Origin of the sequence: Marinactinospora rubrisoli (assembly GCF_042664915.1) — a bacterium.
Classification (GTDB): domain Bacteria; phylum Actinomycetota; class Actinomycetes; order Streptosporangiales; family Streptosporangiaceae; genus Marinitenerispora; species Marinitenerispora rubrisoli.
On sequence record NZ_JBHTBH010000015.1, the window covers coordinates 122,687 to 149,533 of the forward strand.

General features: G+C 76.4%; 25 protein-coding genes and 2 pseudogenes. 16 read left to right on the forward strand and 11 right to left on the reverse strand.

The window, feature by feature from the left end; all coding sequences use genetic code 11:
* Nucleotides 1–52 precede the first annotated feature (52 nt).
* Entirely contained in the window at nucleotides 53–532 is a 480-nt protein-coding gene (locus ACFQRF_RS25425; protein WP_379873724.1) for a MarR family winged helix-turn-helix transcriptional regulator, read from the forward strand.
* A gap of 921 nt (nucleotides 533–1,453) precedes the next feature.
* On the opposite strand, the gene ACFQRF_RS25430 is transcribed toward ACFQRF_RS25425, so the two are convergent.
* Nucleotides 1,454–2,173, reverse strand: a complete 720-nt coding sequence (locus ACFQRF_RS25430) for a hypothetical protein (RefSeq protein WP_379873725.1) — start codon at nucleotides 2,171–2,173, stop codon at nucleotides 1,454–1,456.
* A gap of 199 nt (nucleotides 2,174–2,372) precedes the next feature.
* Here ACFQRF_RS25430 and ACFQRF_RS25435 point away from each other — a divergent pair, with 199 nt between their 5' ends.
* Nucleotides 2,373–3,233 carry an LLM class F420-dependent oxidoreductase gene (locus ACFQRF_RS25435; RefSeq protein WP_379873726.1) on the forward strand — a complete coding sequence of 287 codons (861 nt, stop codon included), beginning with the start codon at nucleotides 2,373–2,375 and terminating at the stop codon, nucleotides 3,231–3,233.
* 28 nt (nucleotides 3,234–3,261) lie between these two features.
* Here the strand turns inward: ACFQRF_RS25435 and ACFQRF_RS25440 are convergent, their stop codons facing one another.
* The 3 genes from ACFQRF_RS25440 to ACFQRF_RS25450 form a co-directional block, all read right to left on the reverse strand.
* On the reverse strand, nucleotides 3,262–4,236 hold the full coding sequence (locus ACFQRF_RS25440; RefSeq protein ID WP_379873727.1) for an NAD(P)-dependent oxidoreductase: 975 nt from the start codon (nucleotides 4,234–4,236) through the stop codon (nucleotides 3,262–3,264).
* A 473-nt stretch (nucleotides 4,237–4,709) separates the two neighbouring features.
* Nucleotides 4,710–4,919 (reverse strand): type II toxin-antitoxin system antitoxin, encoded by a 210-nt coding sequence (locus ACFQRF_RS25445; protein WP_379873728.1) that lies wholly within the window; start codon nucleotides 4,917–4,919, stop codon nucleotides 4,710–4,712.
* Nucleotides 4,920–4,935: 16 nt separating this feature from the next.
* Nucleotides 4,936–5,859: an SPFH domain-containing protein gene (locus ACFQRF_RS25450; RefSeq protein WP_379873729.1), complete on the reverse strand. Its 924-nt coding sequence runs from the start codon at nucleotides 5,857–5,859 to the stop codon at nucleotides 4,936–4,938.
* Between the two features lie 96 nt (nucleotides 5,860–5,955).
* On the opposite strand from ACFQRF_RS25450, the gene ACFQRF_RS25455 reads away from it, so the two are divergent.
* The 9 genes and pseudogenes from ACFQRF_RS25455 to ACFQRF_RS25495 all read left to right on the forward strand — a co-directional run bounded on the left by ACFQRF_RS25455 (nucleotide 5,956) and on the right by ACFQRF_RS25495 (nucleotide 11,700).
* The gene (locus ACFQRF_RS25455) at nucleotides 5,956–6,162 is read left to right on the forward strand and encodes a hypothetical protein (RefSeq protein WP_379873730.1); all 207 of its coding nucleotides are present in this window, start codon (nucleotides 5,956–5,958) and stop codon (nucleotides 6,160–6,162) included.
* 152 nt (nucleotides 6,163–6,314) lie between these two features.
* Nucleotides 6,315–6,839: a PH domain-containing protein gene (locus ACFQRF_RS25460; protein ID WP_379873731.1), complete on the forward strand. Its 525-nt coding sequence runs from the start codon at nucleotides 6,315–6,317 to the stop codon at nucleotides 6,837–6,839.
* Complete coding sequence (locus ACFQRF_RS25465) at nucleotides 6,836–8,338, forward strand: PH domain-containing protein (protein WP_379873732.1); 1,503 nt, start codon at nucleotides 6,836–6,838, stop codon at nucleotides 8,336–8,338. Before ACFQRF_RS25460 ends, ACFQRF_RS25465 begins: the two co-directional genes overlap by 4 nt.
* 119 nt (nucleotides 8,339–8,457) lie before the next feature.
* A complete protein-coding gene (locus tag ACFQRF_RS25470; protein WP_379873733.1) occupies nucleotides 8,458–9,129 on the forward strand; it encodes a response regulator in 672 nt (223 codons plus the stop codon).
* 42 nt (nucleotides 9,130–9,171) lie between these two features.
* On the forward strand, nucleotides 9,172–10,098 hold the full coding sequence (locus ACFQRF_RS25475; protein WP_379873734.1) for a universal stress protein: 927 nt from the start codon (nucleotides 9,172–9,174) through the stop codon (nucleotides 10,096–10,098).
* Nucleotides 10,099–10,235: 137 nt separating this feature from the next.
* Nucleotides 10,236–11,000, forward strand: a complete 765-nt coding sequence (locus tag ACFQRF_RS25480) for an HAD family hydrolase (RefSeq protein WP_379873735.1) — start codon at nucleotides 10,236–10,238, stop codon at nucleotides 10,998–11,000.
* A gap of 46 nt (nucleotides 11,001–11,046) precedes the next feature.
* A pseudogene (locus ACFQRF_RS25485) lies at nucleotides 11,047–11,184 on the forward strand (hypothetical protein); the annotation flags it as partial.
* 97 nt (nucleotides 11,185–11,281) lie between these two features.
* Complete coding sequence (locus ACFQRF_RS25490) at nucleotides 11,282–11,491, forward strand: hypothetical protein (RefSeq protein WP_379873736.1); 210 nt, start codon at nucleotides 11,282–11,284, stop codon at nucleotides 11,489–11,491.
* 41 nt (nucleotides 11,492–11,532) lie between these two features.
* On the forward strand, nucleotides 11,533–11,700 hold the full coding sequence (locus tag ACFQRF_RS25495) for a hypothetical protein (RefSeq protein WP_379873750.1): 168 nt from the start codon (nucleotides 11,533–11,535) through the stop codon (nucleotides 11,698–11,700).
* Here ACFQRF_RS25495 and ACFQRF_RS25500 read toward each other — a convergent pair.
* Together ACFQRF_RS25500 and ACFQRF_RS25505 are read right to left on the reverse strand one after the other, a co-directional pair.
* Nucleotides 11,697–14,345, reverse strand: coding sequence for a bifunctional acetate--CoA ligase family protein/GNAT family N-acetyltransferase (locus ACFQRF_RS25500; protein WP_379873737.1), 2,649 nt, complete (start codon nucleotides 14,343–14,345; stop codon nucleotides 11,697–11,699). The genes ACFQRF_RS25495 and ACFQRF_RS25500 overlap by 4 nt on opposite strands.
* 845 nt (nucleotides 14,346–15,190) lie before the next feature.
* Nucleotides 15,191–15,937, reverse strand: coding sequence for a methyltransferase (locus tag ACFQRF_RS25505; RefSeq protein WP_379873738.1), 747 nt, complete (start codon nucleotides 15,935–15,937; stop codon nucleotides 15,191–15,193).
* 705 nt (nucleotides 15,938–16,642) lie between these two features.
* Here ACFQRF_RS25505 and ACFQRF_RS25510 point away from each other — a divergent pair.
* Together ACFQRF_RS25510 and ACFQRF_RS25515 are read left to right on the forward strand one after the other, a co-directional pair.
* Entirely contained in the window at nucleotides 16,643–17,647 is a 1,005-nt protein-coding gene (locus ACFQRF_RS25510; protein WP_379873739.1) for an Acg family FMN-binding oxidoreductase, read from the forward strand.
* Between the two features lie 141 nt (nucleotides 17,648–17,788).
* Nucleotides 17,789–19,540 (forward strand): sensor histidine kinase, encoded by a 1,752-nt coding sequence (locus tag ACFQRF_RS25515; RefSeq protein ID WP_379873740.1) that lies wholly within the window; start codon nucleotides 17,789–17,791, stop codon nucleotides 19,538–19,540.
* Nucleotides 19,541–19,584: 44 nt separating this feature from the next.
* Here ACFQRF_RS25515 and ACFQRF_RS25520 read toward each other — a convergent pair whose 3' ends face one another.
* Entirely contained in the window at nucleotides 19,585–20,001 is a 417-nt protein-coding gene (locus ACFQRF_RS25520) for a hypothetical protein (protein WP_379873741.1), read from the reverse strand.
* 351 nt (nucleotides 20,002–20,352) lie between these two features.
* On the opposite strand from ACFQRF_RS25520, the gene ACFQRF_RS25525 reads away from it, so the two are divergent.
* Nucleotides 20,353–21,102, forward strand: a complete 750-nt coding sequence (locus ACFQRF_RS25525; RefSeq protein WP_379873742.1) for a helix-turn-helix domain-containing protein — start codon at nucleotides 20,353–20,355, stop codon at nucleotides 21,100–21,102.
* 51 nt (nucleotides 21,103–21,153) lie between these two features.
* Here the strand turns inward: ACFQRF_RS25525 and ACFQRF_RS25530 are convergent, their stop codons facing one another.
* From ACFQRF_RS25530 to ACFQRF_RS25545, 4 genes are all read right to left on the reverse strand, one after another.
* Nucleotides 21,154–22,641, reverse strand: a complete 1,488-nt coding sequence (locus ACFQRF_RS25530; RefSeq protein ID WP_379873743.1) for a carboxylesterase/lipase family protein — start codon at nucleotides 22,639–22,641, stop codon at nucleotides 21,154–21,156.
* An 89-nt stretch (nucleotides 22,642–22,730) separates the two neighbouring features.
* Nucleotides 22,731–23,450: a cell wall anchor protein gene (locus tag ACFQRF_RS25535; protein ID WP_379873744.1), complete on the reverse strand. Its 720-nt coding sequence runs from the start codon at nucleotides 23,448–23,450 to the stop codon at nucleotides 22,731–22,733.
* 193 nt (nucleotides 23,451–23,643) lie between these two features.
* A complete protein-coding gene (wrbA, locus tag ACFQRF_RS25540; RefSeq protein WP_379873745.1) occupies nucleotides 23,644–24,261 on the reverse strand; it encodes an NAD(P)H:quinone oxidoreductase in 618 nt (205 codons plus the stop codon).
* 339 nt (nucleotides 24,262–24,600) lie between these two features.
* Nucleotides 24,601–24,996, reverse strand: coding sequence for a ribosomal protein L7/L12 (locus ACFQRF_RS25545; protein ID WP_379873746.1), 396 nt, complete (start codon nucleotides 24,994–24,996; stop codon nucleotides 24,601–24,603).
* 395 nt (nucleotides 24,997–25,391) lie between these two features.
* Between ACFQRF_RS25545 and ACFQRF_RS25550 the strand changes: the two genes are divergently transcribed.
* Together ACFQRF_RS25550 and ACFQRF_RS25555 are read left to right on the forward strand one after the other, a co-directional pair.
* Nucleotides 25,392–26,450 (forward strand): NAD(P)/FAD-dependent oxidoreductase, encoded by a 1,059-nt coding sequence (locus tag ACFQRF_RS25550; RefSeq protein ID WP_379873747.1) that lies wholly within the window; start codon nucleotides 25,392–25,394, stop codon nucleotides 26,448–26,450.
* Between the two features lie 140 nt (nucleotides 26,451–26,590).
* A pseudogene (locus ACFQRF_RS25555) lies at nucleotides 26,591–26,847 on the forward strand (hypothetical protein); the annotation flags it as partial.

Below are 26,847 nucleotides of genomic sequence, written 5' to 3' on the forward strand. Positions count from 1 at the left end.
AAAGTCCGGCGGTCCCGAGCCCGGCGGGGCCGCCGCGGGTTAGGATCCGGACATGGCCGACCCCGCCGTCCCGCCCGCGTCCGGCCCGGAGGATCAGGGGCTGATGGACGCGCTGGAGCGGGAGACCACCCTCCTGGTGCGCCGGGCGCTCGGTGGCCTGTGGCTGCTGGACCGCGACGTCGATCCGGCCGTCGACCGGCACACCTATCCCCTGCTGGCCGTCCTCACCGAGGACCGCCCCATGCGCGTCGGCGAGGTGGCCCGCCGGTTCCACCTCGACAAGTCCACCGCGAGCCGCCACCTGCGCCGCCTCACCGAGGCGGGCCTGGTCGAGTCCGTCCCCGACCCGCGGGACCGCCGGTCCAGTCTGCTCACCGCCTCCCCCGCCGGCCGCGCCCGCATCGCCACCATCCGGCACGGCCGCGCCGCCCGGCTGCGGGAGGCGCTGGCCGCGTGGCCGGACTCCGACCGCCGCGACCTCGTCCGGCTGCTCGGCCGGCTCAACTCCGATCTGGACCGGACCGTGCGCTAGACGAGTGGTTGTTTTGTGGTGAGTGGTCGTAGGCGTTCAAGGATCTGGTGGCCGGTGTGCCGGTGTGGTGGTCGTGCCGGATCGCCACGGTCATGGTCCGGGTCGGCCGGCCTTCAAGGGTGGGTGGCTTTGACCGGCTCGATCGACTGCCGCACCGCTGTGAGCGGGTGTTCGCAGGGGCGGGGCCTGTCCCGCTCGAAAGGAGGGCCGCAGCCCCCGCGCGGGGAGTCCCGCCTCGACCCGCTGGGAGGCCAAGCCCTGGCCGGCGATCAGGATCGGTCCCTCCCCGCCGGGCGGCCAGGTGCGGTTCTGCTTCCGGCATGGCCGCCAGGACCTCGCGCTCGTCGATCTTCGGGCCGGCCGGGCACCACGTGACCAGGGGGAGCGCGGCGTGCGGCCGCTCGTCATGGCCGGGGTGTTGGGGCGGGTGGGGGAACATCAATCCGCTGGGCGCGGACCAAGCGCGTCCAGCTGGCCTTAGAGGTGAAGCCGGGCCGGGGTTCTGGGCCAGGGCCGGGCGCGGCGGCTGCGAGTCGGTGAGCCGTGGCGGGCGGCCCGCGCGCCGCTTCGCCTCCCGTCCATCGCCGATCTTGACGTGGAGTGGAGTGGGGAGGGTGTCCAGGTCGTGCGTCACGACTCGGTCTTGGACGCCCGCTCTGCATGCCCGGACACCCACCAGACACCGGAACAACTCGGCCAGCCCCCTGGGGCGTTGATTCGCCGGCGGTACCCCGCGAGCGCTTCGAGGATCCCCTCGGCCGTCTTGTGCCTGGTCGCGGCCTGTGCGTGGCGCGGTCGCCGCAGAGCAGGTGCACTCGCACGTCCTGGAGGACCTCACGATCCGCCCTGTCGAGGGACTTCCTGAACTCCGTGACCCGGTGGCGGCGGTATTCCGCCCGGCGGCCGGGCGCGCCGGCCGGGTCACCCGCGCAGGGCCGCCTCGACCCGCCGTCGGCCCTCGTCGCCGCGGGTCCACATCTGGACCGCGCGGACGCGGGGCCGCAGGCTGCTCCAGCTCCGGAACTCGTGGACCGCGACGTGGTCGGACCACAGCCACCGGTCGTGGCGCCCGGACGCCTCGGGCACCACACCGAGGCCCTCGACGCGGTCGGCCAGGGCCACTCCCGCCGCAGTCGGGGCCCACGCTTCCAGAGCGCCCGGCCAGGGATCCCAGGACGACACCGCGTCCATGAGCGCGTGCCCCTCGATCATGTGGGCCACCGACGGAGCCACCTCGGCGAACGGCCCGCCGTCGCTCACCCCCACCCGTCCGTCGGTGTGCACGAGAGAACGGACGGGGCTGGACACGCGTTCACCGGTCCAAGAGAAGTACCAGCCCCGCCGGTCGGCCCAGATCCCGTCGTCCAGGTCGAACTCCCACCGCCGGACGAGGTCGTGGCGGGTCCGGCCGGCGAGCGCGGACCGGCGCACCTCGTAGCGCAGCCCGTGGTAGCGCGCCCGGAACGCCTCCCGCCGGACCACCAGCTCCGTCGGCGCCGGGACCGTCCGCCCGTGCCGGGCGGGCACCCGCAGGAGGTCGGTCGGGACCGGGCCCGGGGCGGCGGGATCCCGCCACGCGGAACGGGTCAGCAGCTCTCGCGCGCGGTCGGAGAACCCGGCCAGGTCGTCGAGGACGTGCATCGTGCTTCCCCACGAGGTACCGGTGCCGCGCGCGGTTCGCGCGGGCCGGGCCGCACCCTACCGGACGGGCCCCGGCCCCGCCCGGGGTGGCCGGCGTCACCGGACACCGGTGCCGGCGGTCCCCGCGACCGGGGGACCGGTGTGATCTGATGAGTGCGGGTAAGCGGTGGTTCCGAGGAGATCGTGAGAGGACCGGACGATGGCCAACCTGCGCGACGAGCTGGGACGTTACGGGATCTGGACCCAGCAGCTGGGATCCGGGGAGCCGGCACGGCGTGGCGAGATCGGGGAGGCCGCCGCCGAGCTGGAGGAGCTCGGGTTCGGGGCGGTCTGGCTCGGGGGCAGCAGCTGGGTCGGGGACGCGGTGCCGCTCGTCGAGGCCACGTCCCGTCTCACCGTCGCCACCGGGATTCTCAGCATCTGGCAGTACGAGGCCGCCGACACCGCCGCGCGCTTCCACGAGGTGGAGGCCGCCCACCCGGGGCGGTTCCTGCTGGGGCTGGGGGCCAGCCACGCCCGGCTCGCCGCGCAGTACCGGCGGCCCTACTCCGCCATGGTCGGCTACCTCGACGCCCTGGCCGGCGCCGGCGTCCCGGCCGGGCGCACGGTCCTGGCCGCGCTGGGGCCGCGGATGCTGGAGCTCGCCCGTGACCGCAGCGGCGGCGCCCACCCCTATCTCGTCACGCCCGAGCACACGGCACAGGCCCGGGAGATCCTCGGCGCCGGCCCGCTGCTCGCGCCCGACCTGAAGGTGGTGCTCACCGCGGACGCCGGTACCGCCCGCGCCGCCGCCCGGGCGCACCTGCACATGTACCTGGCCCTGCCGAACTACACGAACAACTTCCGGCGGCTCGGCTTCACCGACGAGGACTTCGCCGACGGCGGCAGCGACCGGCTCATCGACGCCGTCTACGCGTGGGGCGAGGACGCCCGCATCCGCCGCCGCGCCGAGGAGTTCCACGCGGCGGGGGCGGACCACGTCGCCCTGCAGGTCGTCGGCGCGGACGGCTCCGCGCCGCCGCGTGCCGAGTGGCGCCGCCTCGCCGCGCTGCTGGGCTGACAGGTCGGCGGCGCCCCGAGCCGGACGCTCAGTTCACCCGGATCCCGGCGTCCCCGCCGACGAGCACCGCCGCCGCGCCGGCCACCGCCAGCGCGCACCTGCGCTCCCGGACGGCGGTGGCGGGGCGGCCCAGGTGCGCGGCGAGCACGGCGTTGGCCGCGTCCAGCAGCCCGGGGTGGATCTCCGGCGCCTCCTCGGGCGCGTCCAGCCCGGCGGCGGCGATCTCGCCGTCGCGCAGCGCCGCCGCCAGGGCGGCCTGGTCCACGACCGGGCCACCGGCGGTGCTGACGAGGACCGCGGTGCGTTTCATCCGGCGCAGGGCGGCGGCGTCGACGAGGTGGCGGGTGGCCGGTGTGGAGGGGCAGTGCAGCGTCACCACGTCGGCGCGTTCCAGCAGTTCCGGCAGTTCCACGAAGGCGACCGCGCCAGGGTCCTCCCCGGTGGGCGGCGAGCCGGTCGGCGTGGCGATCACCGTCATGCCGTGGCCGGCCGCACGGCGCGCCACCGCCCGGCCGATCCGGCCGTAACCGACGATCCCCAGCGTCGAGCCGGGGGCGACGTCCGGTCCCACGGGCGTGCGCGGTCCCCACTCCCGTGCGGCGGCGCCGCGCAGTAGCCGGTCGTCGTCGCGGAGTAGCCGGGCGGTGGCCAGGATGAGCGCCATGGTGAGGTCCGCGGTCGCCTCGGTCAGTCCGCCGGCGGTGTTGGTGACGCGCACCCCGCGCTCGGCGGCGGCGGAGACGTCGATGTGGCCGTCACCGGCCGCGGTGGTGGCCACGACCCGGAGCGCGGGCCCCGCGGCGTCGAGGAACTCGGCGTCGACGCGTTCGGTCGCGGTGCACACGACCGCCACCGCGCCGGCCGCGTCCCGCAGCAGGCGCTCGCGGGGCGGCGCGGCCGCATCGCCCACGAGCACCGGATACCCGAGTGCTCGCGCGGCGGCGATGGCGTCGTCGGTGAGGGCTCGGGTCAGGTAGACGTGGGGGGTGGGGGCGATTGTCATGTTCCGTTGCCTCCTTGCTCCCCGATCATCCCGCATCGCCGGTGCGTCCGGGCAATCCGTCCGGAAACGGTCGGCGGTCCGTCCGTTGGCGGCCACGGGCGGCGGCCTCCCGGCGGCCGGACGCCGTGCGCCCGGCCCGGCTGCGGCGACGGGCACCGGACCGGGCACCGGCGCGTTCGCCGAAGGCGGTGGTGCCGCCCGCCACCGCCGTGCTCCACTGCACGAGGGACCACGCCGCGCCGCGGGTCGCGGCGTGCACACCGCGGACGCGAACGCCCCAAAGCCGGTCCGCGACGGCTCGCGACGGCTCGCCCTCCCCGCCGGGCGGGTGACCGAGGCGGGGGCCCGGACGGCCTGGCGGACGTCTTCGCGCGGCTGCGCGCCGCCCACGGCTCCGGCTTCGCCCGGGCCGCCGGGAGCCGCCGCCAGGCGCCCGGCCGGGACGGCGGCGGCCCGCCGGAGCGGGCCGCGGGTCATTCCTGGTCGGCGTCGTCCTTGCGCGGCCGTCCCCTGCGGGGGATGGCGCGGGCGTCCTTGGGCAGCCGCCCCGCCTCGGCGAGCGCGCGCCGGAGCAGGAACTCGATCTGCGCGTTGGCGCTGCGCAGTTCGTCGCCGGCCCACCGGGCGAGGGCGTCGTACACCGCCGGGTCCAGCCGCAGCAGGATCTTCTTCCGCTCGCTCACCGAACTCCGCCCAACGTCACTGGTACAGCGTCCCCGTGTTCACGACCGGCTGGGTGGAGCGGTCGGCGCACAGCACCACCAGCAGGTTGCTCACCATGGCCGCCTTGCGCTCCTCGTCCAGGTCCACGACGTCCTGCTCGGCCAGCCGCTGCAGCGCAAGGTCGACCATGCCGACCGCGCCCTCGACGATGTGCCGGCGGGCGGCCACCACGGCTCCGGCCTGCTGGCGCTGCAGCATGGCCTGAGCGATCTCCGACGCGTAGGCCAGGTGGGTGAACCGCGACTCGATGACCTGCACCCCGGCGGACTCCACCCGGGCGGCGATCTCCACCGACAGCTGCTCGGTGATCGCCTCGGCGTTGTCGCGCAGCGAGAGCTGGCCCTCGTTGTGCGCGTCGTAGGGGTAGTTGGTGGCGATGTGGCGCACCGCGGTCTCGGCCTGGATCGCCACGAACCTGACGAAGTCGTCGACCTCGAACATGGCCCGCGCGGTGTCCTTGACCTGCCAGACGACGACGGCGGCGATCTCGATCGGGTTGCCGTCGAAGTCGTTGACCTTCATGACGGTGGTCTCGTGGTTGCGGATGCGCGTGGAGATCGGCTTGCGGGTGGTGAGGGGGTTGACCCACCGCAGGCCGTCGGCGCGCACGGTGCCGACGTAGCGGCCGAGGAACTGGATGACCCGCGCCTCGTTGGGGGCCACGACGGTGAGCCCTAAGGCGGCGACGACCCCGGCCACGATGAGCAGCGCGCCGCCGATCAGGGCGCCCGCCCCGCCGGCGGGGGCGGAGAGGCCGGAGACGGCCAGGATCACGCCGACGGCGGCCACTACCAGGCAGCCGAGCAGCACGGGGATGCCGGGGGCGCCCGGCGCGCGGCGCTCCCGCACCTGAGGAGCGGGCATCTCGACGCCGGTCGCCGGCGCGTCGCTGGGGTTCATGGGAGACCTCTCTGACCGGATGAGTGATGACGCGAGTCTAGCATTGTGATATCACTTTTTATAGCGATAGCGGCGACCCGATGGGAGGCGCCCAGGATGACCGCCCCACCCGGGACCGGCCACCGTGCCGAGCGGCGTTCCGGCGATGCCCCTGCCCGGCGATCACCACGGGCCACCGTGCTGGCCGCCGGCGCACTGGCCGCGCTCATCGGCGCCGCCGTCGCCGACGGAGCCGCGGCGGCGGCCCTCGCCTCCGGCCTGGTGCTGCTCGTCGCCCTCCGCGCCCGTTTCCGCCGCCGCTGAGCGGCCCACCCCCAGATCGGAGTCGCGATGCCTTCGCCCGGACACCGAGGACCACGGCGACACGGTCAGGCGGGCCGGACCGCCGCGGCGTTCGCCGGGCCATGGACGGCCCGGCGGCTCCCCCCGAGACACCCCCGGAAAGGTGACGACCGATGAACCTCACCTCCCCCACCCCGCCCCCGGGCGCGGACGGCCTGCGGCTGCGGCCACCGCGGTACCGGGTGGACCGCCGCGCGATCGCCTGGTGGACGGGCCGGGCGCTGCTGTGGGCGGCGCCGCCGGCCGTCGCCCTCGCCGTGACCGCGGTGTTCGCCGAGCCCGCGCGCTCCTGGCTGTGGCCCGCCGCCGCGGGGGCCGCCGTGCTCGGTGCCGCCTACACACTCGTGATGCCGCAGTGGCGCTACCGCGTGCACCGCTGGGAGACCACCGACGACGCCGTCTACACCGCCGCCGGCTGGTTGTGGCAGGAGTGGCGGGTGGCCCCGATGTCGCGGATCCAGAGCGTCGACACCACCCGCGGCCCGCTGCAGCGGCTGTTCGGGCTGTCCACCGTCACCGTCACCACCGCGTCGGCGGCCGGCGCGCTCGCCATCGGCGGGCTGGACCATGAACGTGCCGCCGCCCTCGCCGACCGGCTCACCGCCACCACCCAGGCCACTCCGGGAGACGCCACATGACCGCCGACACCGCCCCGTGGCGCCCGCTGAGCGCCCGCTCCGTACTCGCCGCCACCCTGCTGCTCGCCGTCGCCATCGGCGTCCCGGCGCTGGTCACCACCGTCGTCCTCGCCGTGTTCTGGTCGGTCCTCGGCGGACTGGCCGTCGCCGCCGGCGGCGTGCTGCTGGTCGCGGCGCTCACCGGCGGCGAGTGGGTCCGGGTGCGCCGCACCCGCTACCGGCTCACCGCCGAGCGCCTGGAACTGCGCGCCGGCCTGCTCTCCGAAACACTGCGTTCGGTGCCGCGGGACCGGATCCGCAGCGTCGACGTCTCCGCCGACATCGTGTCCCGGCTGCTCGGCGTGCGCACGGTGACCGTCGGCACCGGCGACGGCGGCGGCGCCGACGCCGGCCTGCCGCTGCGCTCGCTGGACGCCCCCGGCGCCGAGGAGCTGCGGCGCGTCCTGCTCGACCGCGGCGCGGCCCCCGCCGGCGCGGCGCCCGGCGAGGGCGCCATCGCCCGGCTCGACGCGCGGTGGTTCGGCTACGCGCCGCTGGCCGAGTGGGCTCCGCTGCTCGGTCTCGGCGTCTACGGCGGTCTGTACAGCGTGCTGACGTGGTTCGGCGAGGAGCGCGCCGGGCGCGGCGCCGCCGCCGTCGACGACCTCGCCCGCCCGCACCTGGTGGTGGCCGTGCCCGCGGCGCTGCTCGTGGTCCTGCTCACCGGCATGGTGGCCGCGCTGCTCGGCACGGTGGAGGCGTGGTGGGGCTACCGCCTGGACAGGGAGGGCGACGGCTCCCTGCGGCTGCGGCGCGGGCTGTTCACCACCACGTCGATCTCCCTGGAGCAGGCCCGGCTGCGCGGCGTGGAGCTCTGCGAGCCGCTGCCGGCGCGCTGGTTCCGGGGCGCCCGGCTGCGAGCGATCGCCACCGGGCTGGGCACGGCCGGGGACGATCGGCAGCAGGTGGCGCGCGACGCCCTCGGCCAGGCGCTGGCGCTGGCGGTGGCGCACCGGGTGGCCGCCGGCGTGCTGCTCGCGCAACGGTCGCCGTTCGCCGCCGCGCCGCTGCGGGCGCACCCCGCGGCGGCCCGCCGGCGGCGGCTGAGCCGGGCGGTCACGGCCGCGGTGGTGACCGCCGCGGCCACGGCCGCGGCCGTCGTGGCGGTTCCCGCGCTCCCGGCGTGGGCGTGGCTGGCACCGGTGGCGGTGCTGGCGGGCGCGCTGCCGTGGGCGCACGCCGCCTACCGCGCGCTCGGCCACGCGCTCACCGGTGAGTACCTGCTGGTCCGCTCGGGCGGCCTGTTCCGGCGCACCGCCGCGGTGCGGCGCGACGGGGTGATCGGCTGGCGGATCACCCGATCGCCGTTCCAGCGCCGGGCCGGGCTGGCAACGGTGGGAGCGACGACCGCCGCGGGCGCCGGTGTGTACCGGGCGGCCGACGTCGATCTGGCCACCGGTCTGGCGTTCGCCGACGACGCGGTCCCCGGGCTGCTCTCCCCATTCCTGATCCGGCGGTGAGCCCGCACCGGCCCCGGGCCGGACGGCGGCCGATCGACGCCGGGCGATCTGGGTAGGTTCACGGCAGTGGCCGCCGCCCCCGGCGCGGCGGCCCCGGGAGAGTCGAGGGGCTGAGGGCGATGCCGGAACCGAAGAACGACATCCGAGTCTTCCTGGTGGACGACCACGACGTCGTGCGGCGCGGCGTGACGGCCCTGCTGGAGAGCGAGCCCGACGTCGTGGTGGTGGGCGAGGCCGGCACCGCCGCGGAGGCGGTGGCCCGGATCCCGGCCGCCCGGCCGGACGTGGCCGTCCTGGACGTGCGGCTCCCGGACGGCAGCGGGGTCGAGGTGTGCCGCGAGGTGCGGTCGCGACTGCCGGACGTGGCGTGCCTGATGCTCACCTCGTTCCCCGACGACGACGCGCTGTACGACGCCATCATGGCCGGCGCGTCCGGATACGTGCTGAAGCAGATCCACGGTTCCGACCTGGTGCGGGCCGTGCGCACGGTGGCCTCGGGCCGGTCGCTGCTCGACCCGCGCAGCACGGCGCGGATGCTGGATCGGCTGCGGGAGGAGGCGCACCACCAGGACCCGCTGGCGGCGCTGACCGACCAGGAACGGCGCATCTTCGACCTCATCGGCGAGGGGCTGACCAACCGGCAGATCGGCGAGCGGATCTTCCTCGCCGAGAAGACGGTCAAGAACTACGTCTCCAGCGTCCTCGCCAAGCTCGCCATGCAGCGCCGCACCCAGGCGGCGGTCTACGCGGCCCGGCTCAAGGCGGAGTCCGCGCACCGGCAGGACGGCTGACGGCGCCGCGCCCATGGCACTTCGCGCCCACGGGAGGGGCACATGGCGAGGAGCACGATGGCACCGCTGGTGGCGGCGGTCGACGGCAGTGAGGGCAGCCTGCGGGCGCTGGACTGGGCGGTGGACGAGGCGCGGCTGCGCGGGCGGCGGCTGCGCGTGGTGCACGCGTTCACCTGGCTGACCTCCGGTGTGCCGGCCGAGGTGGTGCAGAGGTACGACCTCGCCACCATGGCGCGCCGGATCGCGGAGGAGGCGCGGGCGCACGCGCTCGCCCGGGCCCCCGAACTGGACGTCGAGGCCGCGTGGCCGGAGGGCGACCCCGGGGACGTGCTGCTGGAGGAGGCCGAGCGCGCCGCCCTGGTGGTCGTCGGCTCCCGCGGGGCCAGCCGGCTCGGCGCGGTGTTCCTCGGCTCGGTCGGGCTGCAACTGGCGGCCCTCGCGCCGTGCCCGCTGGTCGTCGTGCCGCATCTGGAGCCGCGCCCGGCCACCGGCCGCGTGGTGGCCGGGCTGGACGGCTCGGCGCCCGCGCGGGCGGCGGCGGAGTGGGCGTTCGACGAGGCCGCGCGGCGCCGCGCCACGCTGCACGCGGTGGCGGTGTACGGCACCGCGTCGCACGGTGTCTTCGTCTCCCTGGAGACCCCACCGCCGGGCCCCGGCAGCCCTGAGGAACGCGCCGCCGAGGAGGAGGCCCGGCGGGAGCTGTCGGAGTCCCTCGCCGGCCTGCGCGCCCGCCGTCCGGAGGTCCGGGCGGAGTCCGCGGTCATCGCCGGGCACCCGGCCCACGTGCTGACGACGCGGTCGCGCACCGCGGACCTGGTGGTGGTGGGCTCCCGTGGCCGCGGGGGCTTCGCCGGGATGCTCCTGGGGTCGGTCAGCCAGACCCTGCTGACCCACGCGGCCTGCCCGGTGGCGGTGCTGCACGCCGACGCCTCGGAGGACGACCGCGCGCTCGGCGGAGCCGGCGGGTAGCCGCCGCGGCCCTAATCCGGCCCTGCCCCGCCACCCGCCCGCGTCCGGGTGAGCCCTTAGGCGGCGGGAGCACCGACCAACGTCCCGTTGTCCCTCCGTGCCCGCTGGTGTGCCATGGGAAGCGGGAGGTGGAGACCATGCCGCAGGCGGTGGTGGTGCCGGTCGAGCACCTCTCGGCGATGATCTTCGACACCGACGGGGTGATCACCGACACGGCGCGGATCCACGCCGCCGCGTGGAAGCGGGCCTTCGACGAGTTCCTGCGCGGCCGCGCCCGGCGCGACGGCGGGCGGTTCCGCCCGTTCGACATGCGGTCCGACTACCCTCGTTACGTCGACGGCCGGTCCCGGCTGGACGGGGTGCGCGCCTTCCTGGGCGCGCGCGGCATCACCCTGCCCGAGGAGGCGCCGCAGGACGATCCCGGCGCCGCCACCCCCGCCTCGCTCGGCGACCGCAAGGACCGGTACTTCCTGGAGCACGTGCGCAGCTACGGCGTGGTCGCCTTCCCCTCCACCGTGGCGCTGGTGCGCGGCCTGCTGGACCGCGGGATCGGCACGGCGGCGGTGTCGGCGAGCCGCAACTGCGCGACGGTGCTGCGCGCCTCCGGCGCCGCCGGCCTGTTCGACGTGCGGGTGGACGGGGTCGACGCCGCCCGGCTCCGCCTGCCGGGCAAGCCGGACCCGGCGCTGTTCCTGGAGGCGGCCGCCCGCCTGCGGGTGCCGCCCGAACGGGCCGGGGTGGTGGAGGACGCCTGCCCGGGCGTGACGGCGGCGCGGCACGGCGGGTTCGGGCTGGTGGTCGGGGTCGACCGCGACGGCCGGGCCGCGGAACTGTACCGGCAGGGTGCCGACGTCGTGGTGTCCGACCTCGGCGAACTCACGCTGCCCGAGGTCCCGGATTGAGCCGCTGGACGCTGCGCTATGAGGGCCGGCCCTCGGCGATGAGGGGGTGCGGGAGGCACCGTGCACCCTCGGGAACGGCTACGTCGCCACCCGCGGCGCGGCCCCGGAGTACCGGGCCGACGGCGTCCATTGCCCGGGCCGCTACCTCGCCGGGTGCCATGACGGGCTCACGTCGCGGGTCGCCGGCCGCACGGTGCGCGACGAGGACCTGGTCGACATTCCCGGCCGGCTGCCGCTGGTCGTGGCCACCGCCCCGGACGGGCCGGGCGGCCCCGCGCCCGGTGCTGGAGTACCGGCAGGAACTCGACATGCGGCGCGGCGTGCGCACCCGGCTCTGGCGGGTCCGCGACACCGAGGGGCGCCGGACGCGGCTCACCCAGCGCCGGCCGGTCTCGATGGACGCCCCGCACCCGCTCGCGCTGGAGACGACGGTCGTCCCGGTGGACCGGAACGGCGAGCCGACCGTCCGCCCGGGTCTGGACGGGCGGTGACCAACACCGGCGTACGATCTGCGCTACCGGGGCACTGGGGCGTGCGGATCGCGGTACGCCGCGACACGGTCGAGGTGCGGCTGCCGCCGTCGACGGCGGCGCCCGTCACCGTGGCGGTGGACGGAGCGGTGTGCGGGGTCACGCCCGGATCGCGCCGCGTGCCGCCGTACGGCGCGGGCTCCACGTCCGCCGACGTGCCGGACGGCTAGAAGGACCCCAGGACCCGCAGGTAGGGGTCGCTCTCGGGCCGCGCGCTCACCCGGACGCGGGCGTCCAGGGCGACGGCGCCCCGCGCGCCGACCGACACCGGGTTGACGTCGAGTTCGGCGACCTCGGGGAGGTCACCGGCGAGCCGGGACACCCGCAGCGCGGCATCCTGCAGCGCCGGCAGGTCCACCCGCCGTTCCCCGGGCGGGGAGCCGAGGGCGGCCGCGGCCCGCACCTCGCGCACGAGTTCCGCGGCGTCGACGTCGGTGAGCGGAGTGAGCCGGGCGACGCGCACGTCGAGGGCGTCGGCGTAGCTGCCGCCCAGGCCGAACACCACCAGCGGCCCCAGATCCGGCTGGTGGATGACGCCGAGCCGCGTCTCGAACTCGCGGGGCGCCATGGCCTGCACCACCACGGTCGGGAACCGCTCGGCCATCGCGCGGTAGGCGGCGCGGACGCCCTCCGGGCGGTCGAGGTCGAGCCGCAGCGCGCCCGCCGCGCGCCGGTGGGCAAGGCCGGCGGTGTCGCCCTTGACGGCGACCCGGCCGCCGAGCGCGTCGAAGGCGTCGATCGCCTCCTCGGCCGAGCGCACGGCGCGCCATGGCGCGGTGGCGATCCCGTACCCGTCGAGCAGGCGCAGCGCCCGGTCGAGCGGGAGCCAGCCGCCCGGCCGCTCGGCGAGGAACCCGTGCAGGACCGCGCGGGCGTCCTCGACGTCGACGCCGGGGAACGCCGGCACCGTTCCGGACGGCCGGGCCAGCCACCGGGTGCGCGCCCACGCGTGGCCCAGCGCGGTGGCGGCCGACTCCGGGGCGCCGAAGGAGGGCACCGCACGGTCACCGGCGGGAAGCACGGTGACCGCCTCGGCCTGCTCGGGGACGACGGCGAGCAGCGGCTTGCCGGCGGTGTCCGCGGCGACCATGGGCGCGGGGTCGGCGAGCGCGGTGGGGACGACGACCACGACGACGGCGTCCACCTCCGGGGAGGCCGCCACCGCCTCCACGCACGCGCGTACCTGCTCGGTGCGGACCTGCGGGGTGGTGTCGACCGGGTTCGCGCAGCCGCTGCCCGGCGGGAGCAGTTCGGCGAGCCGGCGCCGCAGGCCGATGCCGAGTTCGGGGACCTCCAGGCCGGCGTCGCCGCACGCGTCGGCGGTGAGGACCCCGGTACCGGCCGTGTTGGTGACCACGGCGACGCGCGGGCCCGCCGGGAGCGGCTGGTGCGCCAGCATCGCGGCGGCCTCCACCATCTCGGTGACGCTGCGCGCCGGGGTGAGACCGGCCTGCCGGAACAGCGCGGTGCCGGCCAGTTCGGGGACGGAGGCACCGCCGGTGTGCGCGGCGGCCGCCCGCCTCCCGGCGGTGGTGCGCCCGGTGAGCATGGCGAGCACCGGCATCTCGCGGCTGACGCGGCGGGCGATCCGGGAGAACTTGCGGGGATTTCCGAAGGACTCCACGTGTACCACCGCCATGCGGGTGCCGGGGTCGGACTCGGCCCAGGCCAGCAGGTCGTTGCTGCTGACGTCGAGCCGGTCGCCGACCGAGGCGAAGGTGGAGACGCCGACCTCCAGGCGGGACAGGTGCTCCATGAGCGTGATGCCGACGCCACCGGACTGCGCGATGACGCAGGCGCGCCCCGGACGCGGGCGGTGCGCGGAGAAGGTGGCCTGCAGCCGTACCCCGGGGTCCAGGTTGGCGACCCCGAAGCAGTTGGGCCCGACCAGCCGCATGCCGTGCGTGCGGCAGGTCTCCAGCAGTTCCCGCTGGAGCGCCGGCGTCAGGCCGGCCGACAGCACGACCAGGCCGCCGGCCCCACGCTCGCCGCAGGCCCGCGCGACGCCCGTCACGGCCGCGGCGGGGACCGCGACCACCACGAGGTCGGGAGCCTCGGGCAGGTCGGCGGCGGAGGGATAGGCGGCCACGCCGGCGACGTCGGCGGTCCGCGGGTGCACGAGGTGGAGGTGGCCGGTGTAGCCGGCGCCGAGGATGTTGCGGACCACGGCGTTGCCGACCGAGACCGCACGGCGCGTGACTCCGGCGACCGCCACCGACGACGGCCGCAGCACCCGGTTCAGGCTCTCGCGTTCGGCCCGGCTCTCCCGCTCTCCCACGGCCGCCAGGTAACGGTCGTCCATGGTGAGCGGGATGTCGATGTCCACCACCCCCGCCGCCGGCCTGCGGTGCAGCGGCAGGCCGGCGTCGGCGAAGACCCGCAGCATGGCGTGGTTGCCGAGCAGCACCTGTGCGCTGAATGCGGCGATGCCCGAACGGCGGGCGTGGGAGGCCAGGTGCTCCAGGAGGAGCGTACCGACTCCGCGGCCGTGCACGTGGTCGGCGACGGCCAGCGAGATCTCCGCGGTCGGCTCCTCGCCGGCGCGCTCGTACCCGGCGACGCCGACGATCTCGTCCGCGAGGATCGCGACCAGCGCCGCGTGCGCGGAGTCGGGCGGCCGGCAGAGCCGCTCGGCCACCTCGTCGCCCGCGCGCGGGCCGGGGACGAAGAACCGCATCCGCCGGTTCTCCGCCGACATCGTCCGGTGCATCCGCCGCACCTCGGCGGTGTCGGCCGGTGTGGCCGGGCGGAGGCGGACGATGCCGCCGTCGGTGAGCAGCGCGTGCATCTGACCGGTGTCGGCGTGGACGGTCATGGGCGGTCACCTCAACCTCCGTGCACCGGCCGGACGGCCGGGCCGTACGATGGGCGTGAGGAGGGGAGGGCGGGCGGCGGACGTCCCCGGCCGCCGGAGCGGCGGCCGCGCGGGCCCGGAGGGACCGGGAGGGCGGCGGGCCCCCCGTGGGGCTGGCGTCCGGGCACGCGGACCTCCCTTCCACGGTCGGCGCCGGCCGGAAGGCCGGTGCGCGGCCCGGCGTCTGGCGGGCCGTACGCCGACCTGGTCCGATGTCGCCCATCTTCTGCCCACGGCGGGCGTGGCGACGCCGGGACGAAGGTCACCTCCCGCCGAGTGTGGCCACGGAGGCCGTCCGGGATCTCGGCGGTGATTTCGGCAAGGTCGGCGGGGAGGGAAGCCCGCGTCGGCCGTGCGTTCAGCTCGGCGGGCACGGTGTGCGGCCGGTCCGGCGGCGCGTCGGGTTCGGCGGGCTTGCCGCGGTGGACCTCCACCGGCGCGGGGCAGGAGCCGCCCAAGGGATGACCCGCCCGCAGGCCTTCCACGAACGGGTGGGTGGCCTCCAGGCCGGATGCGGACCGGCTCGGCCGGCCGCAGGCGTGGATCGCGGGGCGGACGGCTTCGCCGCCTTCGACCGGCCGTCCACCGGGACCGCAACACCGTCGAGAAGTCCGTCGGCCTGCGGACCGGGTACGACGAGCGAGCCGCGCTCCATGACGAGATCGCCCGGGTTCTCACCGCACACCGGCCCCTGACCCGCCACGGCCGTGCCCGCCTCAGGCACCCGGACCACGCCACCGGACGCGCCGTGCGCCGCTGCGAACGCTCCGGCCGTGGTGCCCGGGCCGCCCGGCCGGTGGCCGCGGTCAGGCGCGTCCCGCCCCGCGCGGTGACCGCGTGAGCCGCCACAGCGAGGTGATCTCGGCGGCCCGGTTCTCGGCGAGCGGATCGGCCCGCCGGCGCGTCCGGTGGCGGGGGCGGGCGTCCAGCCGGCCGGCCACGGTGCGGCCCGCGGCGGCGAACATCCCGGCCGGCTCGCCGCGCGTGCGCAGTCCCAGCCGTTCGGCGAGGTCGGAGAGGACCAGCCAGGCCTCGCCGCCGGAGGTCAGCCGGTGGGGCACCTCGCGCAGGAAACCGCGCGGCATGCGCGAGCCCGCGTCGTAGACCGCGGCGTCGAGTGACGAGGCGGGGACGCCCGGCAGCCACGGCGGATTGCACACGATCAGGTCCGCCTGTTCGACCCGGATCCGGCCGGACAGGCCGAGCCGTCCGACGTTGTCGCGGGCGCAGGCGGCCGCGAGGGCCTCGATGCCGGTGGCCACGATCCGTCCGGCCCCGCGGTCGGCGAGGAGCACGGCCAGCACCCCGGTGCCGGTGCCGATGTCGAACGCGGTCCGCACCCGCGGCCACGGCGCCGCCGCGACGAGGTCGATGTACTCCTGACGGGTCGGAGCGAACACGCCGTAGTGCGGATGGATCGTCCGGCCGAGCGCCCGCACCGGCACGCCACGGACCCGCCACTGGTGGGCGCCGAGCGTGCTCAGCAGGTCCGGCACCGGAATGACGAGCCGTCCGGCCGCCGGGCCGTACGCCTGCCGGCACGCCTCCGCCACGTCGGGCGCGTGCGGGAGGTCGAGGCGGTAGCCGGGGCCGAGTTCGACCAGGAACCGGCTCAGGACGTGGGCGCGGTCGGCCGTCGCCTGCCGGTGGCGGCGGAAGGCGTCGGCGGGGGGCGCCGCGCCCGGCGGGGTGCCGGCCGAGCCGTCGTTTCACCGCGGCGAGCAGTTGCCGCGCGTTACGGTAGTCGCCGCGCCACAGCACGGCCCGGTTCCGGCGCGCCGGCCGCACGGCGAGGTCGGCACGCAGCTCGTCGCCGGCCACCACGATGTCGTCGGGGAGGCGGTGCGGCCCCGCCCATCGGGCCCGGCGGATCCGGCCGTCCTCGTGCCAGTGGACGAGGCGCCGGGCGGCGTGATCGGTGAAATGTGGTGCTCCATGGGGACTCCCTGTCAGGGGAGCCGCCTTCGGCGGGCGGGAGCCGTCGGAGCGAACACGAGGCGCACGGCCGTCCGAAGACGGCCCGGTGATTACTCGAACGGCCGTCAGACGGACGGAGCGCGCCACACCACAGCACCGGCGACCATGGCCGCGACCGTAGCGGGTCCGGCCGGGTCCGTACGCCGGGACCTCTGGCCCGCCGCGTGGCGGCCTCGGTCCCTGGTGTGGGCGGCAGGGTTCCGATGGGCTGGTAACGCCGGGCCGGGTGAGACGGACGTCGCCAACCGGCCGTGCGACGCGCGAGAGGGGACGGGTGCGGGATGAAGGACACCCCTGCGCGGCACGGGGGCACCACCGGGCCGGACCTGTCCGCCCCCGGGACGGAACGGGAGCTGCTGCGCACCGCCCGCTGGGCGGCCGAGCACGCGCCGTCGGTGTGGAACACCCGGCCGTGGACGCTGGAGACCGACCGTGGCCGGGTCTGCCTGCGCATCGACCTGCGCCGGCGGCTGCCCGTCGCGGACCCGGCGCTGCGGGAGTCGGTCATCAGCTGCGGAGCCGCGCTGTTCACGATCCGGATCACGCTGCTCGCGGGCGGCTGGCGGCCCGACGTGCACCGCCTGCCCGATCCGGACCGGCCGGGCCTGCTCGCGGACGTCAGCGTCGCGGGGGCCGCCGAGGCGGGCGACCTGGAGCGGGCGCTGTTCGCGGCCGTGGCGCAGCGGCGCACGCACCGCGGCCCGTTCGACGCGCAGGTGGACGATGCCGGCCTGGTCCAGTCGCTGGGCGCCGCGGCCCGGACGGAGGGCGCCCGCCTGCGGGTGGTCACCGAGCCCGCGCTCGTGCGCTCGCTGGCCGGCCTGGTGGGCGCGGCGGAGCACCTGCACCGGCACGAGCGCGTCCGCGGCGAGGAGATCGCCCGGTGGACGCGCGAGTCCGGCGGCCGGACGGCGCCCGGGGTGCCGGCCCAGGACTACCCGCCGGCCGACGACGAGGCCGCCCGGCTGTTCCCCGGCCGCGACTTCGGCCACGGCCGCATCCCGGGGCGCATGCGGGTGTCGGGGACGAGCGACGGGACGGTGGCGGTGCTGGCCACGCCCGGTGACGCCCGCGCCGACTGGCTGACCGCGGGCGAGGCGCTGCAGCGGGTGCTGCTGACGGCCGCGCACGGCGGAGTGTCGGCCGCCTTCCACCCGCAGCCGCTAGAGGAGCCGCTGCTGCGCCGTTTCATCGCCGAGCGGATGTCGCTGGCGGAAGGCGGTCACGCACAGATGCTCATGCGGCTGGGCCGGGCCGCGCCGGCCGCGCCCGCGCAGGCCGCCTGAGGGCGTACCCCGGTCGCCGTGCCGCTGCCTGCGGCGATGCGCGTCCCGCCCTGTCCTCGTCCGGGTCACGGGCCTAGACTCGGACGTGTACTGGACCGCACGTCGAGGGCGGCGCAGCCGGCATCCCAGGGCGGACCGATCATGGCCGACGACTTTTCCCGTTCACCCGCCACGGAAGGCTCCACTCCAGATACCGAGCGGGGGCGCGAGCTCCTGCCGAACACCCGACTGGACGACTTGCTGAGCGAGCTCCAGTCCCGCGTCACCGCGGCGCTGCGGACCCGGGACCGCCTGCACGCCCTGCTGAACGCGGTGGTCCTCATCGGCACCGGCCTGGACCTGGAGACGATGCTGCGGCGCATCGTGGAGGCGGCGACCACCCTGGTCGACGCGCGCTACGGCGCGCTGGGCGTCATCAGCGCCGAGGGCCGGCTGCAGCAGTTCCTGCCCGTCGGGCTGGACGAGCGGGAGATCTCCGCGATCGAGCACTGGCCGGAGGGCGAGGGGATCCTCGGCCTGCTGATCAAGGAGCCGCAGTCCCTGCGGCTGGACGATCTCGCCGCGCACCCGGAGTCCCGCGGCTTCCCGCACGGCCACCCGCCGATGCGCGGTTTCCTCGGCGTGCCGATCCGGGTGCGCGACGAGGTGTTCGGCAACCTCTACCTCACCGAGAAAGCCGGTGGCGCGGCGTTCGACGAGGACGACGAGGCCATCGTCACCGCGCTGGCGACGGCCGCCGGGGTCGCGATCGAGAACGCGCGGCTGTACGACGAGACCCGCTGCCGGGAACTGTGGCTGGACGCGTCCGGTGAGATCACCACGCGGCTGCTGTCGGGCGCGGCGCCCGAGGAGGTCCGGCACCTGATCGCCGAACGTGCCCGGCAGATGGCCGACGCCGACCTGGTCGCGATCGCGCTGGCCGACCACGGCGAGGACCGGCTGACCGTGCGGGTCGCCGACGGCGCGCAGGCGCGGCGGGTGGCCGGCCGGACGATCGACGCGCGGGGGTCCCTGCCGGGCCGGGTGTTCCGCGGCGGCGAGCCGGCCCTCACCGATGTCTCCGAACCGGGCGCCGAACCCGCCCCGGCTCTCGCGGGGACCGGCATCGGGCCGGTGCTGCTGGTGCCACTGGGCCTCGGGCACTCCGGCCAGGGTCTGCTGCTGCTCGGCCGGCGGGCGGGCCGCCCCGCGTTCGCGCCGTCCGCCGCGCGCGCCCTGCAGGCCTTCGCCGGGCACGCGGCGGTGGCGCTGGAGCTGGCCGAGAGCCGGCGCGACACCGAGCGGCTCACCGTCCTGGAGGACCGGGACCGGATCGCCCGTGAGCTGCACGACATCATCATCCAGCGGCTGTTCGCGGTGGCCATGTCGCTGATGAGCTCGGTGAAGCGGATCGACACCGAGGAGCCGGCCCGCCGGGTGCGCCAGGCCGTGGCCGACCTCGACGACACCATCCGGCAGATCCGGTCGACGATCTTCGCGCTGCAGAGCGCCGGCGACGGCGAACGGCTGTGGCTGCGCAACCAGATCCTGGAGGTGGTGGAGTCCGCCAAGGAGCCGCTGGGCTGCTCGCCCGGCCTGCGCCTGGACGGGCCGATCGACAGCGCCGTGCCGGACGAGACCGCCGACCACCTGCTGGCGGTGCTGCAGGAGGCGCTGTCCAACGTCGCCCGGCACGCCAACGCGCGCCGGGTGGACGTGCGGGTGGTGGTCGACACCGACCTGCTCGTGGAGGTGGAGGACGACGGGTCCGGCATCCCCGAGCGTGGCCGCCGCAGCGGGCTGCGCAACCTCGCGGAGCGCGCCCGGCGGCTCGGCGGTGGCTTCGAGGCCGTCCGCCGTCCCGCCGGCGGCACCCGCGTGACGTGGCGGGTGCCCCTCCCTGACGACGCGTGACCACCCGGGCTCCCCCGGGCCGGCGCGGCGGCGCCCGGCCCGCCTCACCCGGCCGGGGTCTGGTGCGTGCCGTCGTCGGCCGGCAGGTCTCCGGTTCCGCGGCGCAGTGACCGGAACCAGCCACGCCGCCGCGCCTCGGTGCCGCGCCGCGCGGACCCGGCCGCGAGGTCCCAGGCGAGCCGCTCGTGCAGCTTGTCGACCGCCGCGCAGACGCTGTCGGCCTCGGCGTCGGCCCTGGCGGTGGCGGCGCCCAGGCGGACCACCGCCTCGCCCTCCACGAGGCTGCCGTAGCCGGCGACGGAGCGGCGCCACAGCAGCACGTCCACGTGGTCGACCCGCACCCGCGAGTACCGTTGCAGAGTCGCGAACCTGTCCCGTACGTGCACGATCGCGGCGGGGTCGATGCCGTCGGACGCCCGCACCGCGATCCGGCCGTAACGGACCAGCTGCCTGCTCTTCACCTCGACCCCTTTCGTCCGTCGCCTCCGTCGGCGGATGTGGCCAGTCTCGCGCGCACGGGACGGCCCGGGGCAGCGTCGTTACGCCCGTACGGGTGTGCCTTTCGTCCCGGAGCGGTACCGTCCGTCGTGATCACCGGCGGGACCTTCGCCCCACGCGGGCGCTGCGAAGTGCCCATGCGCCCGGCTCTGGCCGGGCCGCAGCATGGATGACGGGGAGCCTCCCGCTCGCCACGGGAGCCGCGGTCCCATGGAGCGGAGGCCGGGCCCCGGGACGAGCGGACGCGAGCACGCTCGCGTGCCGGACGTGCGGGGGTGCGGGTCCCCAGGCGGTGACCGGAGTGAGGGGGTGCCATGAGCATCGGGAGCGGAGCGCACACCGGTCGCGGGGATCTGAGCCGGCGGGTCGCGCACCGGCGAGCCGAACTGGGACTCAGCCGGCAGGAGGTCGCCGAGCGCGCGGGCATGGCCACCGGGTACGTGGCGTATCTGGAGGAGCACCCCCCGCAGCTCACCCGGTGGGCGCTGACCCGGCTGGCGGACGCGCTGCGCACCACGCCCGGCGCACTGCTCGGCGCCGACGCCGACCAGCCGCCGGGCGCCGAGCGGACGGCGGCGCCCGCGCCGGTGCTGTACACGCTCGGCGCCGACGAGTGCATGCGCCTGGTGGGCCCCGGAGGCATCGGCCGGATCTGCTTCTCCACCGAGGGCTCCTGCGGCCCCGCCGTCCTGCCGGTCACCTACACGGTCGTCGACGGCAACATCGTGTTCCGCACCTCCCCGGACGGGGTGATCGCCGAGCACGCCGAAGGGTACGTCAGCTTCGAGGTCGACCAGCTCGACGGCGTGATGAGCGAGGGCTGGAGCGTCCTCATCCGCGGCCGGGCCCGCCAGGTCCGCGATCCCGGGGAACGCGCCGCCCTGCAACGCTGCACCGCCGTGCGCCCCTGGGCCGGCGGCGTCCGCGACGCCTTCATCACCATCGTCCCGACCCGGGTCAGCGGCCGCCGCATCTGGTCCCACGGCCCCGGCGCACCCCCGCCCGCCCCCGCACCGCGCCGGCCCGAGACCGAGGACGCGGTCCCGGACGAGGACTGGGGCTGAGCGGTTCGCCGGGCGCGGTCGCGGCGCCCGCCGGAGCGCCGGGATGCGGGTTCAGCCCGTCGGGGCGTGGAAGTCCACGTCCCGCCACAGGGCCCGCGTACCGCTCTGCGGGTCGTCGTGCTCCAGGCCGTCCCGGCGGTTCCACGTCCGGACCGGGGTGTCGCCGGCCGACAGCGCCGGCCAGCCGGGGTCGCCGGTGGCGGCGAAGTCCGCCCAGGCGCCGGCGATGCGGCCGGCCAGGGCGTGCTCGGCGGGGCCGGGCTCGCCCAGCAGGAACTCGGCGTAGGGACCGCCGTCCAGGTTGCGGAAGGCGAAGGGGACGTCGAGGGAGTGGCAGGCGCCGAGGGCGCCGTCCAGTGCCGGGCTCTCCCAGGCGAACCGGGCCAGGTGCGCCCGGCCGCCCGCCCTGGTGTGCGCCTCGGCGAGCCGGGCGGTGTACTCGGCGTACCGTCCGTCGGTGGCGATCATGGTGTACAGGTCGTAGGCCGAGGCGCCGGGGGCCAGTGCCCGGTAGCCCGCCACCCGCTCCGGTGGCAGGCCGAAGGCCCTGGCGACGTCGGGCAGCGCGTCGTCCTCGGTGACCTGGGGTGCCGCGCCGACGCCGGGGAAGAGCCGGAACTCGTGCAGGGTGTGGCAGAGCAGCAGCTCCGCCGCCCCGCCGGCCCCCGCCTCCAGCGCGGTGAGGGGCGCGGCGGGCAGCACCTCGCCGTCCACGACGGGCGCGAACACCGTGGTGGTGTAGTGCCGCAGCGTGTCCGGCGGGCCGGCCTGTTCCTCGGCGGTCACCCGCTCCGCGGCCGCCACCAGTTCGCCGGGCGGTACCTCGGCCAGCGCTTCGGGGGCGGCGCCGGCCGCCTCGGCGACGCGCTCGCCCACGGCGGCGGCGGTCGCGCGGGTGACGAAGTCGTAGGGGACGCTGTGCGCGATCGCCCGCTGGAACAGCCCGCGCGCGGCCGGCATCGCCAGCAGGCAGGCCACGGAGCCGCCGCCGGAGGACTCGCCGGCCAGCGTGACGTTCGTCGGGTCGCCGCCGAAGGCGCCGATGTTGCGGGCCACCCAGCGCAGGGCGGCCACCTGGTCGAGCAGCCCGCGGTTGTCGGGCGCGCCGGGCACGTGCCCGAACCCTTCGAAGCCCACCCGGTAGTTCAGCGAGACGACGACCAGTCCCTGCTCGGCGAGCCGGGTCCCGTCGTACAGCGGGTCGGCGGAGAACCCGGTCCGGTAGGCGCCGCCGTGCACCCAGACCAGCACCGGCCGGGCCGGCGCGCGGCAGGGCGGCGCCCAGACGTTGACGGTGAGGACGCACTCGCCGTCCTCGGGCGACCACGGGGGCAGGTCGGGCTCGGTGGGCTGCGGTGGGATCGGGCCGAACTCGTCGGCCCGGCGCACGCCGCGCCAGGGGCGGGGCGGTCCGGGTTCCCGGAAGCGGTGCGGGCCGAACGGCGCGCTCGCGTACGGGATGCCGAGGAAGGCGACGACCGCCTCGGACGCCCGGCTCCCCCGCACGTGCCCGCCCGTCGTCAGCACGATCTCCGACATGTGCGCTCCCTGCCCTCCGCCGCGGTGGCCTGCGCGGTCAGCGTAGCCAGCGGCGCGGCGCGCCGGGTCGAGCGGCGGTCGAGCCGCGGTCAGGCGGTGAGCAGCACGGCGAGCCCGGCGGCGACGAGGGCGAACGCCCAGACCCGGCCGCTGTCGACCCAGGAGAGCCGGAGCAGGTGCGAACCGAGGAAGTCGTAGACGAGCAACGCGATGACGCCGGTCGCGGCGGCCATGGCGAGCGTGTGCACACCGGCGGCGGCGAGCCCGAGCCAGGTCGCGTCGGCCAGGGTGAGACCGGCGGTGTCCGGGACGGGGGCGGCGGCGGACGGTTCCCCCGTGGCCGGTGCGGCGGGCGGCCCGGCGTGGCCGGCGTGCCCGCCGTGGCCGTCCGGTGCGCCGGAGGCGGGAGCGATGTCGCCGGCCAGGACCGGCAGCAGCATCAGCCCGGCGCCGTGCACCGAGGACATCAGGAACGACCAGCCGGCGAGCTGCCGGTTGGACATCCGCACGTCGCGCCACCGCAGGTGCCGGCGGGCGAGGAGCTGCCACAGCCCGGCCGCGGCCACGACGGCGCCTCCGGCGATGGCGAACCACCGTGAGGCGACGAGGGACCCGGTGACGGTGATGGCGACGCCGAACACCGCGACCGACGCGGCGTGCCCACCGGCGACCGCCGGCAGGGACCACAGCAGCGCCGCCCGGCTGCGCTCCTGCATCCCCCGCGACACCGCGATGAGCCACCCCATGCCGGGGTTGGCGCCGTGGAAGATGCCCAGCCCGACGAGGGCCCACAACTGGGCGGCGCTCACGGGGACGGGAGGGTGTGGGGATGCGGCCGGGGGTCGGGGAACGGTCTGCGTGCGGGCATGGCGCCACCTCCCGATGCCCCGATCATCGGGTACGGGGTCGGCCGGCTCAAGGCCCGCGAGCGGGATGGCAGGAGGTGGTCACCCGAGCCCGGAGCGGCGGTGCGGCGCCGGCCCGGGCGGGAGCGTGGGCGCGCTAGAAGGTGGTGTGCCCGGTCAGCGCGGCGGCGACGCGCAGCACGCGCCTGACCTGCACCTGGGCGGCCGTGCGGGTCTGGTCGTCGACCGGGCTGTTGCCCTGCGCGTCGACGTGGGAGGTGCCGTAGGGGTTGCCGTCGGCGAACTTGCTCGGCTCGGTGAAGCCGGGGGGCACGATGATGCCGCCGAAGTGGTAGAAGCTGTTCGCCAGCGCCAGCAGTGTGGACTCCTGGCCGCCGTGGGCGGTGGAGGTGGACGTGAAGCCCGAGTACACCTTGCCGGCCAGCAGGCCCTGGGCCCACTGCGGGCCGAGGGTGTCGATGAACTGCTTGAGCTGGGCGGCGATGTTGCCGTAGCGGGTCGGTGAGCCGAAGATGACGGCGTCGGCCCACACGACGTCGTCGGCGGTGGCCTCGGCGATGTCCGCGGTGGCCTCGACGTTGGCCGCCCACGCGGGGTTGCCGGCGATGGCCTCGGCCGGCGCCAGTTCGGCGGCCCTGCGCAGCCGGACCTGTGCGCCCTCCTTCTCCGCGGTCTCGGCGATCTCCCGGGCGATGGCGGCGCCGGTGCCGGTGGCGGAGTAGTAGATGACGCTGAGCTTCACGGGTTCACTCATGACGAGCCCCTCTTATTGCCGATCACTGCCAAAGTGATTGAAATTTCAACCATATTTCCAGCGGCCCGCCGGGATGATCAGCGAACCGGGGAGTCACTTTAGCTTCCACGGCAGCTAAACGCGACGCCTCGGTGATCAGCGGCTCCGGAAGAACGCCCATGCCGTTCCGGCGCCCGCCCGGCCCACCCTGGCCGCACCCACCCTGACCTGGGGTTCCACTCCCCTGCGCCACCGCGGCCCCGGCCCGGGTCTGATCGGTCACACGGGCCGGTACCCGGCACGGACGGCGTACCGCGCCGCGCTCCCGCCGGTCCCACGTCCGCGGTCCGGGCCGGCCGGTCAGTCCAGGGCGTCGGCGAACCGCACGGCCTCGGCCTCGGTCATGCCGGTCTCGGCGACGACCAGCGCGATGGCCGCCGCCCGGTCCTCATCACGCAGGTCGCGCACCCGGGCGGCCAGCGCGACGGCCGGGGCGCCGGGCACCGGGCGGCCCTGGCTCAGCGCGTCGACGAGCGCCTTGGCCTCCGCGAGCCCCATCCCGGTCTCCTCGCGGACGCCCTTGATGGCGTGGACGGGCTTGCCCTGCGCGATCAGCGCGCGTGCCCGCTCCAGGGTGTCCGCCGAGACAGGACGGGGCGGCCGGCTCCGCTGCGGCGAACGGCGCGCCAGCCCGGCGACGAGCAGGCCGGCGACGAACGCGACGGGGACGAGCAGCAGGACGACCGATTCGTTCACGCGGGGAGTCTAGATCACCACAGGGCACGTCCCGAACGTCCGCGAGGTCCACCGGTGGCCGCGCCACAAGCCGCCCGCGCTCCGGAGCAGGCGATCCGGCCGTTCGCACGGACGAGCGGACCGTCCCGGATCCGCGTGCGGCACTGCTCCACCCGGCCGGGTGCACGGGTCGCCGTGCCAGTGGAGGAGCCGCCCACGCCGGACGGCCCCGGCCGCGCCCGCGTCTCCTCGGCGTGCGACCACGGTGCGCCTCCCGCCCGCCTCAGGGGCCGGACGGCTCCGGGACCGCGGAAGCGGCGGGTCACGCCTTCCCACAGCACGGTTTGCTGTTTCCGCAACACCTTTTGCCATCCGTGCCCGTCGCCGCGCAAGCTGGCGGCGAAATGGAGGCAGACATGAACCGACAGATGGTGCGGGACGCGGCAGGCCCCGTGGACGGCGGCCGGCGGTACGACGTCGTCGTGATCGGAGGCGGTGCCGCCGGGCTGGCCGGGGCGCTCACGCTGAGCCGGGCGCGGCGCTCGGTCCTGGTCGTGGACGACGGGCGGCCGCGCAACGCGCCCGCCGAAGGGGTGCACGGCTACCTGGCGCTGGACGGCACCCCGCCACGGGAGCTGCTGGCCGCGGGCCGGGCGGAGGTGCGCCGCTACGGGGGCGAGTTCGCCGACGGCACTGTCGTGTCGGCCGAGCGCGACGGAGCGGACTTCCGCGTCACCCTGGCCGACGGCACCGGCGTGCGCGCGGCACGGCTGCTCGTGACCTCCGGCCTGACCGACGAACTCCCCCCGGTGCCGGGCCTGGCCGGACTGTGGGGGACCGGCGTGCTGCACTGCCCGTACTGCCACGGCTGGGAGGTGCGCGACCAGCCGATCGGCGTGCTGGCGACCTCCCCCATGGCGGCCCACCAGGCGCTGCTGTGGCGGCAGTGGAGCGACGACGTCATGCTCTTCCTGCACACCGGCCCCGAGCCGACCGACGAGGAGTACGAGCAGCTCGCCGCCCGCGGCATCGCCGTCGTGGACGGACCGGTGGCCGCCGTGGAGAGCGCCGATGGCCGCCTCAGCGGGGTACGGCTGGCCGGGGGCACCGTCATCGCCCGCCGGGCACTGGTCGTGGCCCCACGATTCACCGCGCGCGCCGGTTTCCTGGCCTCCCTCGGCCTGCGGGCCGAGGACCAGGAGATGCGCGGGACGGTGATCGGCAGCCGCATCGCGGCCGACCCCACCGGGCAGACGTCCGTGCCCGGCGTGTGGGTGGCCGGCAACGTCACCAGCGCCACCGACCAGGTCATCGGTTCCGCCGCTGCCGGAGTCCGCGCGGGCGCGGTCATCAACGCCGACCTGATCGACGAGGAGGCCCGCCGGGCCGTCGCCGCCCGCAGCACCCCGTTCTCCGCCGAACAGGAGCGCAGGACGGCCGAGCGGGTCCTCGGGGACGGCCGCCACGGACTGTGACGGCACCGGCCCCGACCGGGTCGGCGGGCGTGCGCGGGCCGCCCGCGGACCCGGTCCGGGCCCCGACGGCGGCCGTACCATTCCTGGCCGGGGGCGGTGTCTCGTAACGTTCGTGCCGCGAGGTTCTCGACCGTGGGCCGGTGTGGGCAGGTGTGGAGCGGCCCGGTGACCGGCCGGTGCGCGGCGTCGCGCACCTCACCATCGTCGACGGGGTGGTTCCGGAGTATCTCGCGGCCGCGCGGAAGAATTTCGACGCCGCGTATGCGGCGAAGTTCGAGCGGAACTGCCGGGCGTTGTACGACCGGATGGCGCGGATCGCGGTCGAGCCGCGGTGGGCGCGGTTCTATGACTTCGGTGCCGGGCGGGTGCCGCGGTTCCTCGCCGAACTCGCTGAGAA

Excerpts from the sequence above, each read along its gene's own strand:
- ACFQRF_RS25450 (WP_379873729.1), bottom strand. The coding sequence starts at position 5,859 with ATGAACCCCAGCGACGCGCCGGCGACCGGCGTCGAGATGCCCGCTCCT.
- ACFQRF_RS25455 (WP_379873730.1), top strand. The coding sequence starts at position 5,956 with ATGACCGCCCCACCCGGGACCGGCCACCGTGCCGAGCGGCGTTCCGGC.
- ACFQRF_RS25470 (WP_379873733.1), top strand. The coding sequence starts at position 8,458 with ATGCCGGAACCGAAGAACGACATCCGAGTCTTCCTGGTGGACGACCAC.
- ACFQRF_RS25510 (WP_379873739.1), top strand. The coding sequence starts at position 16,643 with ATGAAGGACACCCCTGCGCGGCACGGGGGCACCACCGGGCCGGACCTG.
- ACFQRF_RS25425 (WP_379873724.1), top strand. The coding sequence starts at position 53 with ATGGCCGACCCCGCCGTCCCGCCCGCGTCCGGCCCGGAGGATCAGGGG.
- ACFQRF_RS25480 (WP_379873735.1), top strand. The coding sequence starts at position 10,236 with ATGCCGCAGGCGGTGGTGGTGCCGGTCGAGCACCTCTCGGCGATGATC.
- ACFQRF_RS25430 (WP_379873725.1), bottom strand. The coding sequence starts at position 2,173 with ATGCACGTCCTCGACGACCTGGCCGGGTTCTCCGACCGCGCGCGAGAG.
- ACFQRF_RS25440 (WP_379873727.1), bottom strand. The coding sequence starts at position 4,236 with ATGACAATCGCCCCCACCCCCCACGTCTACCTGACCCGAGCCCTCACC.
- wrbA (WP_379873745.1), bottom strand. The coding sequence starts at position 24,261 with ATGAGTGAACCCGTGAAGCTCAGCGTCATCTACTACTCCGCCACCGGC.
- ACFQRF_RS25550 (WP_379873747.1), top strand. The coding sequence starts at position 25,392 with ATGAACCGACAGATGGTGCGGGACGCGGCAGGCCCCGTGGACGGCGGC.
- ACFQRF_RS25435 (WP_379873726.1), top strand. The coding sequence starts at position 2,373 with ATGGCCAACCTGCGCGACGAGCTGGGACGTTACGGGATCTGGACCCAG.
- ACFQRF_RS25530 (WP_379873743.1), bottom strand. The coding sequence starts at position 22,641 with ATGTCGGAGATCGTGCTGACGACGGGCGGGCACGTGCGGGGGAGCCGG.
- ACFQRF_RS25525 (WP_379873742.1), top strand. The coding sequence starts at position 20,353 with ATGAGCATCGGGAGCGGAGCGCACACCGGTCGCGGGGATCTGAGCCGG.
- ACFQRF_RS25500 (WP_379873737.1), bottom strand. The coding sequence starts at position 14,345 with ATGACCGTCCACGCCGACACCGGTCAGATGCACGCGCTGCTCACCGAC.
- ACFQRF_RS25475 (WP_379873734.1), top strand. The coding sequence starts at position 9,172 with ATGGCGAGGAGCACGATGGCACCGCTGGTGGCGGCGGTCGACGGCAGT.
- ACFQRF_RS25465 (WP_379873732.1), top strand. The coding sequence starts at position 6,836 with ATGACCGCCGACACCGCCCCGTGGCGCCCGCTGAGCGCCCGCTCCGTA.
- ACFQRF_RS25515 (WP_379873740.1), top strand. The coding sequence starts at position 17,789 with ATGGCCGACGACTTTTCCCGTTCACCCGCCACGGAAGGCTCCACTCCA.
- ACFQRF_RS25460 (WP_379873731.1), top strand. The coding sequence starts at position 6,315 with ATGAACCTCACCTCCCCCACCCCGCCCCCGGGCGCGGACGGCCTGCGG.